Consider the following 16,953-nt stretch of genomic DNA (forward strand, 5'->3'; position numbering starts at 1 on the left):
TGATAACTGCGCGCCAGCCCCGCTCCGCCCAGGTACAGTTCGCCGGCCACGCCAGTTGGCACCGGCAACAGTTCGGCGTCGAGCACATGGGTGCGCAGGTTGGCGATCGGACGACCGATCGGCACGCTGTCGACGCCTTCGTCGACGCAGGTCCAGTGGGTGACGTCGATGGCCGCTTCAGTCGGGCCGTAGAGGTTGTAGAGGCCGGCATTCGGCAGTTTGGCGAAGACTTGCAGTTGCGCATCCAGTGGTAATGCTTCACCGCTGCACACGATGCGTTTGAGGCCGGCGCACGTTTCGACGCCCGGCTCGTGAATAAACGCCTGCAACATCGATGGCACAAAATGCAGCGTAGTAATGCGGTGGCGGTTAATGGTGTCGATCATCTGCCGCGGATCACGGTGCGCCCCAGGCGCAGCGACGACCAGACGCGCACCGCTGAGCAGCGGCCAGAAGAACTCCCAGACCGATACGTCGAAGCTGAAAGGGGTTTTCTGCAGCACCGAATCACTGGCGTCCAGAGCGTAAGCTTCCTGCATCCAGCACAAGCGGTTGACCAGCGCGGCATGACTGTTGCCGGCCCCCTTGGGCTTGCCGGTGGAACCGGAGGTGTAAATCACGTACGCAAGATTCAACGGATCAACGCTGACCTCGGGACGGCTTTCACTGTAGCCGTCGAGCAGGCCCGGCTGATCCAGCGTAATGACTTTGACGCCGTCAGTCGGCAGCGATGTCAGCAGCGCCGCTTGGGTCAACAGCAAGGTGATGCCGCTGTCCTCAATCATGTAGGCCAGACGTTCCTGCGGATACTCCGGGTCCAGCGGCACATAGGCACCACCAGCCTTGAGGATGGCCAGCAGGCCGACGACCATCTCTAGGGAGCGTTGGGCGCAGATGCCGACCAGACTGTCCGCCCGCACGCCCTGCTCACGCAGCAGGTGCGCCAGACGATTGGCCCGGGCATCGAGTTCGGCGTAGCTCAGGGTCTGTTCACCGAACACCAGCGCCGGCGCATGGGGCGTGCGCGCAACCTGTGCTTCGATCAGTTGATGGATAGGCTGCTCGATAGGGTAAGCAACCGAAGTGTCGTTCCAGAGGTGCACCAGCGCGTGCTGTTCATCCGCCTCCAGCAGCGGCAACTCGCCAACCCGCTGCGATGGATCAGCGAGCATCGCTGCCAGCAATCGCAGCCAATGACGCGCCATGCGTTCGATGGTCTTGGCGTCGAACAGGTCGCTGGCGTAGGTCAGCGCGGCGTGCAGCTTGCCACCCTTCTCGTAGGTATCCAGGGTCAGGTCGAACTGCGTGGTACGACTCTGCCAGTCGAGACTGTCCAGCAACAGGCCCGATGCAGTGCTGATGTTGGCGATATCGGCCACTTGCGGCTGGTGGTTGTACATCACCTGGAACAGTGGCGTGTGGCTGAGGCTGCGTTCCAGTTTCAGCGCTTCGACCAGTTGCTCGAACGGCAGATCCTGATGCGCCTGGGCGCCAAGCGCCGTTTCCTTGATCGCGCACAGCAGCTCATCGACTCGAGTTTGCCCATCCACCTGCGTGCGCAATACCTGGGTGTTGACGAAGAAACCGATCAAGCCTTCGACTTCGCCGTGATTACGGTTGGCGATGGGCACACCGACGCGGATATCAGTCTGGCCGGTATACCGGTGCAGCAGCGCGTTAAAGGCGCCGAGCAAAAACATGAACAAGGTGACCTGATGCTGCTGCGCGGTGTTGCGCAGTTGCTCGGCCAACTGAGCGTCGACGGCAAATTCGTAGCGGGTACCGCGATAGCTCGGCACCGCCGGGCGCGAATGATCCAGCGGCAATTCCAGTACCGGATGTTCGTCGCCCAGTTGCGCCTGCCAGTAGTCGAGTTGGCGCGCCTGCTCCCCCGCCTCCAGCCAGCGGCGTTGCCACAGGGCATAGTCGCTGTACTGAATCGGCAGCGGTGCCAGTAGCGGCTTCTGATCGCCATCGAACGCGTCGTAGCAGCGGATGAATTCATCGATCAGCACGTTCATCGACCAGCCATCGGAGACGATGTGGTGCAAGGTCAGCAACAGGACGTGTTCCTGCTCCGCGAGTTTGAGCACATTGACCCGCAGCAGCGGACCGACTGCCAGATCGAACGGCAGCACCGATTGTTGCTCGGCGGTGTAAACCACAGCCTGCTCGCGTTCGGCCTGCGGCAGCGCGCTGAAATCTTCGCGGGCAATCACCAGCGGTGCGCTGGCCGGCACTTGCAGCAGGCGGTCATCGGCCTGGCGCTGGAACACCGTGCGCAGGGTTTCGTGACGCTCGACCAGACTGGCGAACGCTTGCTCCAGCGCCGCCACATTCAGGCGCCCACTCAGACGCACTGCGCCCGGCAAGTTGTAGGCGCCACTCTGCGGATCGAGTTGCCAGAGAAACCACATGCGCCGCTGCGCGTAGGACAACGCCTGACGATCCTCGGCCTCGATGCCGGCGGGGATCGGAAACCGGGCGAAATCCACGCCCTCCTTTTGCAAAGCCGCAAGGAACATCTGGCGTTTTTCCAGCGGCAGCCCGATAAACCGGCGAGCAAGTTTCAAGGAGTCTTCAGCATTCATTTCTCAGCATCCGGATCAGTAGGCAGGCAGCACAAAGGCACGTCGTCCCTATAAAACGAATGCAGACCGGAAAAATTAGCGAATGAGAATAACTGTCAGGCAGACAAAAATTGTGGGAGCGAGCCTGCTCGCGATGGCGACCTGTCAGTCATCGTTGTAGTGACTGATCAATAGCTATCGCGAGCAGGCTCGCTCCCACGGGGTATTGGGTAAGTTACGGGAATCGGGCTACACGACGGCCATCAGGTTGTGCCGGCGGTGATGCACATCGAGTTGATCCTTGATCACCTTGAGCACCTTGGCCTCATGTTCATGAATGAAAAAGTGCCCACCGGCGAGCATGTCCACCGAGAAGCTGCCACGGGTTTCCTTGCTCCAGCCGATCAACTGCTCGGTGGTGGCGCGGTCAGCCTTGCCGCCGAGCACATGCACCGGGCAGTTGAGCAGTGGTCGCCGTAACGGCTCGAATCTGCCGCAGAGCTGGAAGTCCGCGCGCAGGATCGGCAGCGTCAGGCTCATCAACTCCGCGTTGGCCAACACTTCTTCGCTGGTGCCATTGAGCGTGCGCAATTGGTCGATCAGCTCGGCGTCGGTTTTCGGCTCGGCAAACCCGCGATCGTAATCGGCGCGCATCGTCGGCGCCGCCGTGCCCGAGGCGAACAGTGCAACCGGTTCCGGGCAACCGAGGGCACGCAAGGCGTGCGCCAATTCGCAGGCCAGCAACGCACCGAGGCTATGGCCAAACAGCGCGTAAGGCGTCTTGAGTGTCGGGCACAACTCTTTAGCCAGTTGCCTCGCCAATGCACGCATGTCGGTGTGCAATGGCTCACCGAAACGTGCGCCGCGTCCCGGAAGCTCTACCGGTTGCAAGTGCAGCCATTGCGGCATCTTCGGCCGCCAGCGGCTGTAGACCATGGCACTGGCGCCGGAGTACGGCAGGCACAGCAGGATCAGCTTGGTCACCATGCGCTCCTCAAAAAAATTGTCTGTAGTGAGAAACGGATTGCGCCCCGAACAAATTAGTCGCCAGCCAGTAAATCCCGCATACAGGCGCTCGTTAACTGTTCAGGCCAAAACCAATAATGAGGATTCACCGTGGACCTGCAGCGCATTCTGGGCAAGTTGTTCGCCAATGCCGGTGCCGTCGGCATCGAAGGCGTTTTTCAATTCGTGTTCGGCCCGCAGCAGGCCTACTGGTCCGAGGTCAAGGCCAGCAGCCGCACTGTGCCTGGCCGACATGCCAGCCCCGATGTGACCATCGAAGTCGCCGAGCGCGACTTTCTCGGGATCATGGGCGGCATGGCCAACGTCGAAGAACTGTTCGCCAGCGGTCGTCTGAAGATCGGCGGCAACATGGGCCTGGCGACGCTACTGCCGCAGATCATCGAGCATGCGATGCACGGTGGCGCCGTGACGGAGAAGGTCGACATGAACAAGCGCTATCCGACACCGCCACGCTTCAGTGAAAAACTCACCGCCAGCCTGCCGAGACAGATCAGCATCGAACGGCGCGCGCACAACGAGTTGTCGGTCAGCGAATTCAAAAGCAAGTACTTGCCCAACGGTATTCCCGTGGTGATCAGTCACGCGCTGCACGACTGGCCGTTGTTCAAACTCAGCCGCGAAGAATCACTGGTGCATTTCGCCGAACTGCAAGGCATCACCCGCCATGGCGATTACGTGAAGAAAACCTTCTCTACCGAACGTGATTTCCGTTCAACATCGATGGCCGACTTCATCGCCTCGCTGGACACGCCAGCGGCCAAAAGTGCAGACGGTGAACCGCCGGCGTACATGGGCAACAACATTCTGCCGGCGCAATTGATGCAGCAGATCCAGTACCCGTCCTACTTCGATGCCACGCTGTTCATCCCGCCACGAATCTGGATCGGCCCCAAAGGCACGCTGACGCCGTTGCATCGCGACGACACCGACAATCTGTTTGCTCAGGTCTGGGGGCAGAAGACCTTCACCCTCGCCGCGCCTCATCACCGTGAAGCGCTGGGCACCTGGTCGACGGCGCCCAAGGGCGGCCTGGATGGCTGTGATTTCAACCCGGATGCGCCGGACTACGAGCGCTTCCCGGCGGCACGGGATGTGACATTCCTGCGGGTGACGCTGGAGGCCGGGGATCTGCTGTTCTTGCCGGAGGGCTGGTTCCATCAAGTGGCGTCGGTGTCGACGTCGCTGTCGGTGAACTTCTGGGTCAACTCGGGGCGGGGCTGGTAACGGCGCAAACCCTGTGGGAGCGAGCCCGCTCGCGAAAGCACCAGATCAGTCGACGTCAATGTTCAATGGACGACCGCATTCGCGAGCAGGCTCGCTCCCACAGGCGAAACTCATTTCAAATGCCGGAAGCTCTGCACCGCCGAAACCAGCACCACCGCACCGGCCGCAATCGCCAGCCAGAAACCGCTACGCGCGCCAAAGGCATCCACCAGTGCCCCGGACCCGGCGGCACCGACAGCGACGCCGATGCTCAGACCAGTCACCAGCCAGGTCAGCCCTTCGGTGAGTTTGGCCGGCGGCACAATGCGCTCAATCAACGCCATCGCCACGATCAGCGTCGGCGAGAAGAACAACCCGGCGATAAACACCGCCACCGACAGCCCGAAAATATTGTTCGCCAGCAACAGGGGTAAGGTCGTCACCGCCGTCGCGACACCGCCATACAGAAACAATCGCGGCAGCGGCAGTTTCGAGCGCATCGCACCGAACGCGATACCGGCCAGGCACGAGCCGATGGCGTACACCGACAGCACAATGCTCGCAGCGGCAGGCTGGCCTTGTTGCTGGGCGAACGCCACGCTAACCACATCGATCACACCGACGATGATGCCCATGGCGATCATCAACAGCAGCAACCATTGAACGTCCGTCGAGCGAATGATCGAGCTTTGGTGATGGGATGCGTGGGGATGCACCGCAGGCTCGGTGCTGCGCTGGGCCACGAACGCCGTTACGCCGATCGCCAACATCAACAACGCCGCCAGCGGCCCGGCTTCGGGAAACACCGCCACGCACAACCCCACCGACAGCGGCGGGCCGACGATAAAGCAGACTTCATCAAGCACGGACTCCAGCGCATACGCGGTCTGCAGTTGTGGCTGGCCGCGATAGATTTCCGTCCAGCGCGCCCGCACCATTGCCGACATGCTGGGCATGCAACCGGCTAACGCGGCGAAGATGAAGAGCGTCCAGGTCGGCGCCTGCAACCGCGTACACAGCAACAACATCAACAACGCCCCGCCACCGATCAATGCCGACAGTGGCAAAACGCGCCCCTGACCAAACCGATCGACCAGCCGCGACACCTGCGGCGCACAAAACGCGGTGGCCAAGGCAAACGTCGCCGCCACCGCACCCGCCAGCGCATACCCGCCCTTCAACTGCGACAGCATGGTGATCACGCCGATGCCCGTCATCGAAATCGGCATACGCGCAATCATCCCAGCCAGCACAAAATTCCGGGTGCCGGGGGCGTTGAACAATTCGCGGTAAGGGTTTGCCATCGGTTGCTGCCTCATCAAGGGCGGCCAAGTTGCCATAAAGGCTGATGTGCGTGGAAGCGGGGAATTGTTGGTGGAGTGTGAAGGCCTTCCTATCGTTTATTTCATGTTCGTCGATGAACTCTGGCCGCCGGCCATCAGTCAGCTAAATAAGCCCTCAATCCAGGCGCGACTTCGCATGCAGATTTCCCTCGCCCATCAAGTGGCACTCATCACCGGCGCCAGTTCCGGCATCGGTCATGCGGCTGCCAAAGCCCTCGCCGCTGCCGGCGCGGCGGTCGTCATCAACTACAATCGCCATGCCGAACCCGCCCAAGCGCTGGTCCGGCAGATCATCGCCGACGGTGGTCAAGCCCTCGCCATTGGCGCCGATGTGTCGAAAGAGGATGAGGTCGAACGGATGTTCACCGAAACCCTGAAAGCCTTTGGCTCACTGGATATTCTGGTGGCCAATTCCGGCCTGCAAAAAGACGCCGCCGCCGTGGATATGTCGCTGGACGACTGGAACACGGTCATCGGCGTCAACCTCACTGGCCAGTTTCTCTGCGCCCGCGCCGCGCTGCGGATTTTCCAGCACCAAGGGATTCGCGAAGGTGTGTCCCGGGCCGCTGGCAAGATCATTCACATGAGTTCTGTGCACCAGCGCATCCCATGGGCCGGGCACGTCAACTACGCGGCCTCCAAGGGAGGCGTCGATCAGTTGATGCAGACCCTCGCTCAGGAAGTCAGCCATCAGCGCATTCGCATCAACGGCATTGCGCCGGGAGCGATTCGCACGGCGATCAATACAGCGGCCACTGAAGGAGATGCCGGCGAAAAACTGCTTGAGCTGATTCCCTACGGACGTATCGGCGAAGCTGAAGACGTCGCCAACGCCCTGGTCTTCCTCGCCTCTGACGCGTCCGACTACATCGTCGGTACGACCCTGTTCATCGACGGCGGCATGAGCCTCTATCCGGAGTTTCGCGGCAATGGCTGAACATCATCAAGAACGACAAAGCCCGATCGATGCCCACGGCATCATCGGCGACATGCGCAGTGCGGCACTGGTCAACGACAAGGGCAGCGTGGATTTTTTCTGCTGGCCGGAGTTCGACAGCCCGTCGATTTTCTGTTCGCTGCTGGATACCCCTGAAGCAGGGATTTTTCAACTGGCACCGGACTTGCCCGATGCACGGCGCGAACAGATTTACCTGCCGGGCACCAACGTCTTGCAGACCCGTTGGCTCAGTGAGCACGCGGTGGTCGAAGTGACTGACCTGCTCCCCATCGGCGACAACGAAGATGACATGCCGGTGCTCATGCGGCGGGTTCGGGTGGCCAGCGGTCAGGCGACTTTTCATATGCGCTGCGCCGTCAAGCATGACTACGCCCGCGCCGAAACGAGCGCCCGGATGGACAAGCAAGACGTGTTATTCAGCGCCGGTGGTTTTCCAACCCTGCGACTGGCAGCGGACCAGGACCTGCACATTGACGCAGGTGCAGCTGTCGCAACATTCACCCTGCGGCAGGATCAGCAAGCCTCGTTCATGCTCGGTGAAAGCCAAGACCCTCGCTTTGCCGAAGGGGCCGGCAACCTGTGCATGGCGCGCACCCTGAAGTACTGGCGCGACTGGATCGGCCAGTCCAGCTATCGCGGACGCTGGCGCGAGATGGTCAACCGCTCGGCGCTGGCACTCAAGCTGCTGACCTCACGCAGACACGGCGCCATCCTCGCCGCCGCCACGTTCGGCCTGCCGGAAACGCCGGGGGGCTCGCGCAATTGGGACTATCGCTACACCTGGATCCGCGACGCCTCATTCACGGTATATGCGTTCATGCGTCTTGGCTTTGTCGGGGAAGCCAACGACTACATGCGCTGGCTGCGTGGCCGGGTCAGCGATGGCCACGGCAAATCGATGAAACTGAATATTCTGTACGGTATCGACGGGCGACAGCAGTTGCCGGAAACCGAGCTGACTCACCTGTCAGGCCACGGCGGCGCCCAGCCCGTGCGGATCGGCAACGAAGCCTACGACCAAATCCAGCTCGACATTTTTGGCGAGTTGATGGACGCGGTGTACTTGGTCAACAAGTACGGCGATGCGATTTCTCACGAAGGCTGGAACCATGTCAGGCAAATAGTCGACCGCGTCTGTGAGACTTGGCAGAACAAAGATGTAGGAATTTGGGAGATGCGCGGTGAGCAGCATCATTTTCTGCATTCGCGGCTGATGTGCTGGGTAGCGCTGGATCGCGCGATTCGCCTGGCTTACAAACGCTCGCTGCCCGCGCCATTTGCGCGATGGGATCAAACCCGACAGGCCATTTATAGCGACATTTGGGAAAACTTCTGGAACGAAGAACATGGGCATTTTGTTCAGTACCAGGGCGGTACCGCGCTTGACGGCTCGATGCTGTTGATGCCGTTGATGCGCTTCGTCAGCGCCAAGGACCCGCGCTGGCTGGCAACGCTGCACGCCATCGAGAAAAGCCTGGTGCGCGAAGGCATGGTCTATCGCTATCGCAACGACGACAACGGCATCGATGGCCTGCCCGGCACCGAAGGCGCGTTCGCCGCCTGTTCATTCTGGTACGTCGAATGCCTGGCGCGCGCCGGGCAGGTGGAAAAAGCCCATCTGCAATTTGAACAACTGCTGCGCTACGCCAACCCGCTGGGGCTGTACGCCGAAGAATTCGACACCCATGGACGCCACTTGGGCAACACGCCACAGGCGCTGACACACCTGGCGTTGATCAGCGCGGCAAGTTTTCTGGATCGCCGTTTGAGTGGAGAAAAGAATGCTTGGCAGCCGTAATGTCGTCAGAGGCTGTCGGAAATTTCACTCAAAAAACCCTCGCTGTAGGACTAAAACCCGCGACTGATGCAGGAAAGTCCTGTCCCTGCGGCGAGGGACTACAAATACTCAACAGAACTTGATCCATCCTCCCCCTGCAACTTGCACTTACACCACGAAATACCTTGTTGCCAGCTGTTTAATCCGCCCCTACCATCCACCGCAACGGGCACAGCGGAGCTGTCCAACAAAACCCGATTCAAGGAACCAGAATGACCCACCACATCCAGCGCACCATCGACTCGCCCCTGCGCACCGGCCTGACCCGCACTCAACTGTGGGAGGCCGACGACAAAGGCCTGATCAAATGCTGGGAAATCGGCCGCCAGCGCGCCATCCGTTTCCCCGAACTCGCTCAACAATGCCTCGCCGACGAACTGCCGGTACTCGGCTGGAAAGGCGGCGTGAGTCGCAGCCTGAAGAAAAACGAGAAGTACGGCTCGCTGAAATACCTCGCCCAGTGGCAGGGGTTGCGCGGGGAACACCTGGATATCGACTTGAGTGAAGAACGCACGCTGACCTGTTCGCGGACGAAGATGCGAGTGACGTTTACCCCGGATCGGACCAAGTATTTCAATCAGGTGGCGGAAGCTGAGGCCTGACCGGGCAAACCCTCAAGGCAGTGCTGGATCTTTGGTAGCACTGACCGAAAACCGCTCCCGATAAGCCTGCGGCGTCACGCCAATCGCGCGCAGGAAACTACGGCGCAGCGTTTCTTCACTGCCAAACCCGCAATTGGTCGCAATCCGTTTGATGGGCAGCCCGGTATCACTGAGCAACCGCCGCGCCGTCTCGACCCGGATCAACTCGATAGCCCGCGCCGGGGTCTGGCCGGTGTCGGCGCGGTAATGGCGCACGAAGCTGCGTTCGCTCATTCCGGCCTGCTCGGCCAGGGTCGGCACGCCTAGATCGCAGGTCAGGTTCTCGGCGATCCAGGCATGCAAGTCATCAAACCGATTACCCTGATTTTGCAAAGACAAGGTCACGCTGAACTGCGACTGCCCGCCCGGGCGTTTGAGGAACACCACCAGATGCCGGGCGACGTCCAGCGCAATCTCGCGACCGAGGTCTTGCTCGACCATCGCCAGTGCCAGATCGATGCCGGCGGTGACGCCCGCCGAGGTCCAGACCGGGCCGTCGTTGATAAAAATCGGATTGGCTTCGACCTGCAGTTTCGGATGCTGCTGCGCCAGTTGTTCGCAACGGGTCCAGTGAGTGACAACGCGACGGCCATCGAGCCAGCCGCTGGCTGCGAGCAAGAAAGCCCCGGTGCACACCGAAGCCACGCGCCGACATTTCGCCGCGTGTTCCCGCACCCAATCCACCAGCGGCACATCTTCAGCCGCCGGATAAATACCCCAGCCGCCCGCAATGATCAGCGTGTCGCTGGGTGCTTGCGGTAGCGGTTCGGCCAATACCGCCAAGCCGGCCGACGACATCACCGCCCCGCCCTCGCTGGCGATCACCGATGGCGCGTAGGGAATGGGCAAGCGGCGCTGACGGGCAAGATCGTTGGCCGAGGCGAACACCTGCAAAGGCCCTGTGACGTCGAGGATCTGCATGTTGGCAAACGCGAGTACGTGAATGGCTTTGGGCATTTGGCGTAATTCGTGGGGTTATTGGCGTATACGCCAGAACCTACGCGCCTACAGTGAAGCCGTCCACCCCTTCAATGGAGAAAAACACCATGACGTTGCAGATCGGTTTTCTGTTATTCCCGCAGGTTCAGCAACTCGACCTGACGGGCCCGTATGACGTGCTCGCTTCGCTGCCGGATGTGCAGGTGCACCTGATCTGGAAGGATCTGATGCCGGTCACCGCCAGCACAGGGCTGCTGCTCAAACCGACCACGACGTTCGAAGATTGCCCGGATCTGGATGTGATCTGTGTGCCGGGCGGTGGCGGCGTCGGGCCATTGATGGAAGACGAGCAGACCCTCGCGTTCATTAAACGCCAGGCCGCCCACGCGCGTTACGTGACCTCGGTGTGCACCGGCTCGCTGGTACTCGGCGCCGCCGGTCTGCTGCAAGGCAAACGCGCAACCACGCACTGGGCGTACCACGAGTTGCTGCCAATCTTGGGCGCGATTGCGGTGAAGGATCGGGTGGTGCGTGACGGCAATCTGTTCACCGGGGGCGGAATTACGGCCGGGATCGACTTTGCGCTGGTGCTGGCGGCAGAACTGGTCGATGCCGAAACAGCACAACGCGTGCAACTGCAACTCGAATATGCGCCCGCACCGCCGTTCAACTCGGGCTCTCCTGAAAACGCATCGAGCACAATCGTCGACCAGGCCCGCCTGCTCGCCGCGCCATCGTTGAAGCTGCGCACGGAAATTACCGCACGCGCAGCTGCAAAGCTCAACCTGCGCTGATCCCTCTGCCCCCCGGTGGAATACAAATCCCCGGTGGGAGCGGGCTTGCTCGCGAAAATGGTGTATCAGTCGACACATTCATTGCCTGACCCACCGCCTTCGCGAGCAAGCCCCCACACATTGGGATTTGTGTTTGGCCAATGGCTTTGGTGCTGTCCCGGTTTCTCACCTCACCTTCACTTGTCCCCCGCCGCCCGTCCGTGTAGAAAGCCCTTCCACAAAATCTGCACAAGGACCCTCCATGAAGTCTCTGCCATGGTTCTTTCTGGCACTGCTCGGCCTCGGCTACGGATTGGCGCTGAGCCTCGGCCAACTTGGCTGGCTGGCATTGATCTCGATCGCGCTTCTGTTATTCGCCGGGTTCGCCGTACGCCAGCAAAAGGTGCCGGTTGGACGTTTTCTGGGCCATGGTCTGTTCATTGTTTTGGCCGTCGCGCTGGCCCTGCACTGGCTGCCGGGCTTCTATAACGGCCGGGGCATCGCCCCGCAACGCTTCACCGACAACGCCGTGCCGTTTTCGATGTACCTCAATCTCGACAAACCGCTGATCGGTTTCTGGTTGTTGCTGGTGTGCCCGTGGATTGTCGCGCGACGGTCGTTGCGACTGACGGTCTACGCCACTGTTTTGGCCCTGACCTTGAGCGTCATTCTGGCTTTGGGTGGCGCGATGTTGCTCGGCATGATTGCCTGGGCGCCGAAGTGGCCGGATCCAGCGTGGCTGTGGGTACTGAACAATCTGCTATTGGTGACACTGGTCGAGGAGGCATTGTTTCGCGGCTATATACAGGGCGGTCTGAGCCGGCACTTCAAACACCTGCCTTACGGCGAAAACCTCGCCCTGCTGCTGGCTTCATCGTTGTTCGCCCTGGCACATATCGGCGCAGGCTGGACATGGGTGTTGCTGGCGGGGTTGGCAGGTGTCGGCTATGGTCTGGCCTACCGATTCGGCGGGCTCGGTGCCGCGATCGCCACACACTTTGGGCTGAACCTGCTGCATTTCGGCTTGTTCACTTATCCGATGCTCGCTGGCTGAAGCAAGAGCCGTTTTGCGACGCCGTACTTAAAACTGAAAAAAAACTTCAATAAAAAGCTGACAGCGCCGACAACCTTTCAAAGCCTTGCGGATTGAAAAACATGCGTAATAACCAGCCCATTACACAACGCGAACGGACTTTCCCGGCTCAGCAGCGGTTGATTTCCACAACCGACGCCAAAGGCGTGATCACCTACTGCAACGACGCTTTCGTCGAGATCAGCGGGTTTTCGCGTGAGGAACTGATCCGTGCGCCGCACAACCTGGTCCGTCACCCCGACGTCCCGGCGGCGGTGTTTTCGCACATGTGGGGCACACTGAAACAAGGCTTGCCATGGATGGGCATTGTCAAGAATCGCTGCAAGACCGGTGATCACTACTGGGTTAACGCCTACGTGACGCCGGTGTTTGAAGGCAGTCAGGTGGTCGGTTACGAGTCGGTGCGGATCAAACCCACCGCCGAACAGATCCGCCGTGCCGAAGCGCTCTACCAACGCATCAACCAAGGCAAGTCGGCGATCCCTTCCAGCGATAAATGGCTACCCGTGCTACAAGACTGGCTGCCGTTCATTCTGGTCAGCCAACTGAGCTTCGTGATCGGCGCGACCCTGAACTCGCACTGGGGCTTCGCCCTCGCGGCCGGTCTGTCGGTGCCGCTGGGCTTGATGGGCCTGCAATGGCAGCAACGCGGGCTCAAACGCCTGCTGCGTCTGGCCGAGCAGACCACGTCCGACCCGCTGATCGCGCAGATGTACACCGACAGCCGTGGCGCCCAAGCGCGTCTGGAAATGTCGATCCTCAGCCAGGAAGCGCGCCTGAAAACCTGCCTGACTCGTCTGCAAGACACCGCCGAACACCTGACCGATCAGGCCAAGCAGTCCGACCGACTGGCACACAGCAGCTCGACCGGTCTGGAACGCCAGCGCGTGGAAACCGAACAGGTCGCCACCGCCGTCAACCAGATGGCCGCCACCACACAAGAAGTGGCCAGCCACGTACAGCGCACCGCTGACGCTACCCAGGAAGCCAATCGCCTGACCGGTCGCGGTCGTGACATCGCCGGTGAAACCCGCGAAGCCATTCAGCGCCTGTCCGTTGTCGTAGGGGAAACCGGCCTGACCGTGACCCAACTGGCCAAGGACAGCGACGAAATCGGCGGCGTGGTCGACGTGATCAAAGGCATCGCCGACCAGACCAACCTGCTGGCGCTCAACGCCGCCATCGAAGCGGCCCGTGCCGGCGAAATGGGTCGTGGTTTTGCCGTAGTGGCTGACGAAGTGCGCCAACTGGCGCAACGCACCAGCGAATCCACCGGACAGATCCACACCCTGATCGCCAAGTTGCAACAGACTGCTTCGAGTGCGGTACAAACCATGGAAGCCGGGCATCGCCAGGCTGAAGAAGGCGTGGCACGGGTGCTGGAAGCGGATCAGGCACTGGTCGGCATCAGCGAAGCGGTGGCTAACATCACCGACATGACCACCCAGATCGCCGCCGCGACCGAAGAGCAAAGTGCAGTGGCTGAAGAGATCAGCCGCAACATCAGCAATATTTCGGAACTGGCGGATCAGACTTCCGAGCAGGCGCATAACTCGGCATTGCTGAGTGAAGAGCTGACGAAGACTGCGAATACGCAATACTCGTTGGTGGAGCGGTTTAACCGCTAAAAGCAAAAGATCGCAGCCTTCGGCAGCTCCTACAGGAACATGCATTCCAATGTAGGAGCTGCCGCAGGCTGCGATCTTTTGATCTTCAAAGCCCGGACGGCGAAAGCTTCCGGGTTTTTTGTTGCTTGTCTGAAAGTGATGGTGCTTGGCAGACCGCTTTCGCGAGCAGGCTCGCTCCCACTTTGGAACGTAGTGGCATCACAGATTTGTTTCTGACGACAATCCCTTGTGGGAGTGAGCCTGCTCGCGATGAGGCAATAACAGCCGGCGAAATTACTGAGGCAACTTCAGCTTATCCAGCAGTCGATTGACCAACAGCTCGTTAAGCATGATCACCTGTTGCAGCGCCAGCAGCGGTTTGCGCTCCGGGCCGCCGATTGAGTTGGCGATGTTACCGGCCATGGCATGGGCGTATGAAAGCGACTCGCAGGCTTCGACGAGCAGGGTTTCTTCATCCACCATGGGATCGACAAGATAGACAGGGCGAAACTTGGGCGATTTTGGCGGAGCCGCCAGGTCTTCGGGTTTGAGGTAATAGTCGAGGGCGCGGTCGGTTGCTTCTTTGACCTTTTGCAGGCTGAGCGCTGGGTCGTGGGGGATTGGATCGGTGTGCGGTGGGTTTGGCGTGATTTTGAACATAGATGAAGCTCCATACCGAAGAAATAGGAGCCAACACCCTCGCTACCAAACGATGGGTGGCGGCCATGCGCGGGTTGGTAGACCGGTCGGTACGGAACCCGGCGCTCACGAATGAGCCCCACGCATGTCCACCATATAAAACGCAGCCGCAAAAAGAGACTGAATAAGGTGGCGCCATACGGCGGTACCGAAGCGGGCTACCAAACCCGATCACTGTTTTCCAGTGACAGGGAAACGATACAACCCACCTCATAGCCGCGTAAGTCGGCGGATTCTGGCGTACGCGTAGGCAACGACGCAAGGTGTTGTAGGCCCGGTGGCGTAACGGGTTGTGTAGTTTAAACGTGCTCGCAGGATTGCGTTTATGGGCAGAAAAAGCGGGAAGTTAGCCTGTTGTTTTGATGTTGTTTGTCAGACCGCTTTCGCGAGCAGGCTCGCTCCCACATTTGGATCGGGTGCATCAGTAAGAGATTGGTCGGCTGTCAGGCCGCCATCGCGAGCAGGCTCACTCCTACAGTTGGGCCGGGTGCATCAGCAAGAGATTGGTCGGCTGGCAGGCCGCCATCGCTGGCAAGCCAGCTCCCACAGGAACTGCATGCGGTCTGTAGAAATGGGTCCACTGTCAGGCCGTCTTCGCGAGCAAGCTAGCTCCCACAGAAAAGCAAAAGCAGGAGCAGCGCCCAACGCGCACCGCTTCTGCTCTTCACCACTCAACAGGATGAGCGCAAGCTCGGCTGCCGCTTTTGATCTTGATCCACGGGCGACGTCGGAAGGCTGAGCGGAGGGATTGATCCGGGGGTGGGAGCGCAGCGACCGTTTGGCGAAGCCAAACACATCGAGAGGAGGTGCAGCGAAGCAAACCGGAGGCGATGCGCCCGGATCAATCCCGGAGCGAAGGAACCCCGAGCCCCAGCGAGCGGGCCGAACGCAGGAGCAAGCCTTTTTGGTTACTTTTTCGGCGTCTGGAAAAAGTGACCCGCCGTAAGGGCGGAACCCTAATCAGCCATCACCGCAGCAACGGATATTCACCCAATCCCAATCCCAATCCCAAACCTCAACGAAGAAACCAAGCCACCTTCTGCGCGGCGCTGGCCAAATGCTGCTCATGTGTAAACCCGGAAACCTTGAGCGGCTTCAAATCATGATCCCCAGACGCCAGCCAAAACACCTCAATAATCGGCGATAAGTCGTAAGCCTCGACAGCGTCCCGATTCCCCAACGCATCCCGCTCGCCTTGCACAATCAACGTCCGCGTCTGCAAAGAAGCCAAATGCTCAACCCGAGGCTTCTCCGGTTTCCCCACCGCATAAAACGGATAACCCAGGCAAACCAAGGCATCAGCCCCCAATTCGTCAGCCAAGAGACTGGCCATCCGCCCCCCCATGGACTTTCCGCCAATCGCCAAAGTCCCAGCGACATGAAGTCGCACCAAGCCATACACCTCACGCCAACATTCCAGCAGTTTCGGCGCAGGATTCGGCGGCCGTTTAACCCCATCCACCCGCCGCTGCGCCATATAAGGAAACTCAAACCGCAACACATTCACCCCAAGTCCAGCAAGGCGCCCAGCCATATCCGTCATCCAGTCACTGTCCATCGGCGCCCCCGCCCCATGCGCCAGGATCAACGTCGCCGAAGCCTCACCACTGGCGGCATCCCACAGCCATCCATGATCGAGCACACACTGCGCCCATTGATCCCCGTCAATACTGGCCTTGTGCTGTTTGTCCATGCTTGCCTCGCTTTTAGTCTGCCTATAACTCCAGACGAAGGATTCGCGGCGTTTATTGCTCGCACTCACTTCGGCTGAACCGTGGATGGGGAACCATGAACACTTCTATCAGTACCGCCTACAACTACAAGGTGGTCCGCCAATTCGCCATTATGACGGTGGTGTGGGGCATCGTCGGCATGGGCCTCGGGGTTTTTCTCGCCGCCCAATTGGTCTGGCCTGAACTCAACTTCAATTTGCCCTGGACCAGTTTCGGCCGTCTGCGCCCGCTGCACACCAACGCGGTGATCTTCGCCTTCGGTGGCTGCGCGCTGTTCGCCAGTTCGTTCTACTCGGTGCAACGCACCTGCCAGACTCAGCTGTTTGCGCCGAAAATCGCCGCGTTCTGCTTCTGGGGCTGGCAACTGGTGATCCTGCTGGCAGCGATCAGCCTGCCGCTGGGTTACACCAGTTCCAAGGAATACGCCGAGCTGGAATGGCCGATCGACATCCTGATCACCATCGTCTGGGTCGCCTACGCCATCGTGTTTTTCGGCACGATCATGCAGCGCAAGACCAAGCACATTTATGT

14 protein-coding genes (1 of these 14 cut by a window edge) are annotated in these 16,953 nt (G+C 60.2%); 8 read left to right on the top strand and 6 right to left on the bottom strand.

What is annotated here, in order from left to right; genetic code table 11:
• A protein-coding gene (locus tag ACIOU6_RS21875; protein ID WP_401138860.1) for a non-ribosomal peptide synthase/polyketide synthase crosses the window boundary here: on the bottom strand, positions 1 to 2,591 show its 5' end (the start). Its footprint begins 9,730 nt before the window's first position; 2,591 of the gene's 12,321 nt are visible here — the first part of the coding sequence; its start codon is at positions 2,589 to 2,591; its stop codon lies off the left edge, out of view.
• A gap of 228 nt (positions 2,592 to 2,819) precedes the next feature.
• Positions 2,820 to 3,557: a thioesterase II family protein gene (locus ACIOU6_RS21880; protein WP_401138861.1), complete on the bottom strand. Its 738-nt coding sequence runs from the start codon at positions 3,555 to 3,557 to the stop codon at positions 2,820 to 2,822.
• 129 nt (positions 3,558 to 3,686) lie between these two features.
• On the opposite strand from ACIOU6_RS21880, the gene ACIOU6_RS21885 reads away from it, so the two are divergent.
• Positions 3,687 to 4,820: a cupin-like domain-containing protein gene (locus ACIOU6_RS21885; protein WP_401138862.1), complete on the top strand. Its 1,134-nt coding sequence runs from the start codon at positions 3,687 to 3,689 to the stop codon at positions 4,818 to 4,820.
• A 110-nt stretch (positions 4,821 to 4,930) separates the two neighbouring features.
• Here the strand turns inward: ACIOU6_RS21885 and ACIOU6_RS21890 are convergent, their stop codons facing one another.
• The gene (locus tag ACIOU6_RS21890; RefSeq protein ID WP_401138863.1) at positions 4,931 to 6,103 is read right to left on the bottom strand and encodes an MFS transporter; all 1,173 of its coding nucleotides are present in this window, start codon (positions 6,101 to 6,103) and stop codon (positions 4,931 to 4,933) included.
• A 175-nt stretch (positions 6,104 to 6,278) separates the two neighbouring features.
• Between ACIOU6_RS21890 and ACIOU6_RS21895 the strand changes: the two genes are divergently transcribed.
• From ACIOU6_RS21895 to ACIOU6_RS21905, 3 genes are all read left to right on the top strand, one after another.
• Positions 6,279 to 7,079 (top strand): glucose 1-dehydrogenase, encoded by an 801-nt coding sequence (locus tag ACIOU6_RS21895; protein WP_401138864.1) that lies wholly within the window; start codon positions 6,279 to 6,281, stop codon positions 7,077 to 7,079.
• Complete coding sequence (locus ACIOU6_RS21900; RefSeq protein ID WP_401138865.1) at positions 7,072 to 8,898, top strand: glycoside hydrolase family 15 protein; 1,827 nt, start codon at positions 7,072 to 7,074, stop codon at positions 8,896 to 8,898. The genes ACIOU6_RS21895 and ACIOU6_RS21900 overlap by 8 nt, the downstream gene beginning before the upstream one ends.
• A 251-nt stretch (positions 8,899 to 9,149) precedes the next feature.
• On the top strand, positions 9,150 to 9,539 hold the full coding sequence (locus ACIOU6_RS21905) for a hypothetical protein (RefSeq protein ID WP_221733301.1): 390 nt from the start codon (positions 9,150 to 9,152) through the stop codon (positions 9,537 to 9,539).
• 12 nt (positions 9,540 to 9,551) lie between these two features.
• Here the strand turns inward: ACIOU6_RS21905 and ACIOU6_RS21910 are convergent, their stop codons facing one another.
• Positions 9,552 to 10,535, bottom strand: coding sequence for a GlxA family transcriptional regulator (locus ACIOU6_RS21910; protein ID WP_401138866.1), 984 nt, complete (start codon positions 10,533 to 10,535; stop codon positions 9,552 to 9,554).
• Between the two features lie 89 nt (positions 10,536 to 10,624).
• Here ACIOU6_RS21910 and inhA point away from each other — a divergent pair, with 89 nt between their 5' ends.
• From inhA to ACIOU6_RS21925, 3 genes are all read left to right on the top strand, one after another.
• Entirely contained in the window at positions 10,625 to 11,311 is a 687-nt protein-coding gene (gene inhA / locus ACIOU6_RS21915; protein ID WP_401138867.1) for an isonitrile hydratase, read from the top strand.
• Positions 11,312 to 11,552: 241 nt separating this feature from the next.
• Positions 11,553 to 12,344 carry a type II CAAX prenyl endopeptidase Rce1 family protein gene (locus tag ACIOU6_RS21920; RefSeq protein WP_401138868.1) on the top strand — a complete coding sequence of 264 codons (792 nt, stop codon included), beginning with the start codon at positions 11,553 to 11,555 and terminating at the stop codon, positions 12,342 to 12,344.
• Between the two features lie 101 nt (positions 12,345 to 12,445).
• Positions 12,446 to 14,011: a PAS domain-containing methyl-accepting chemotaxis protein gene (locus tag ACIOU6_RS21925; RefSeq protein ID WP_221733297.1), complete on the top strand. Its 1,566-nt coding sequence runs from the start codon at positions 12,446 to 12,448 to the stop codon at positions 14,009 to 14,011.
• A gap of 273 nt (positions 14,012 to 14,284) precedes the next feature.
• On the opposite strand, the gene ACIOU6_RS21930 is transcribed toward ACIOU6_RS21925, so the two are convergent.
• Positions 14,285 to 14,650 (bottom strand): DUF6124 family protein, encoded by a 366-nt coding sequence (locus ACIOU6_RS21930; RefSeq protein WP_401138869.1) that lies wholly within the window; start codon positions 14,648 to 14,650, stop codon positions 14,285 to 14,287.
• A gap of 1,054 nt (positions 14,651 to 15,704) precedes the next feature.
• The gene (locus ACIOU6_RS21935) at positions 15,705 to 16,382 is read right to left on the bottom strand and encodes an alpha/beta family hydrolase (RefSeq protein WP_401138870.1); all 678 of its coding nucleotides are present in this window, start codon (positions 16,380 to 16,382) and stop codon (positions 15,705 to 15,707) included.
• Positions 16,383 to 16,477: 95 nt separating this feature from the next.
• Between ACIOU6_RS21935 and ACIOU6_RS21940 the strand changes: the two genes are divergently transcribed.
• Positions 16,478 to 16,953 (top strand): cbb3-type cytochrome c oxidase subunit I (locus ACIOU6_RS21940; RefSeq protein ID WP_401138871.1); only part of this gene is annotated, 476 nt, incomplete at its 3' end.

This window comes from Pseudomonas sp. NPDC087615, assembly GCF_044743445.1.
Classification (GTDB): domain Bacteria; phylum Pseudomonadota; class Gammaproteobacteria; order Pseudomonadales; family Pseudomonadaceae; genus Aquipseudomonas; species Aquipseudomonas baetica_A.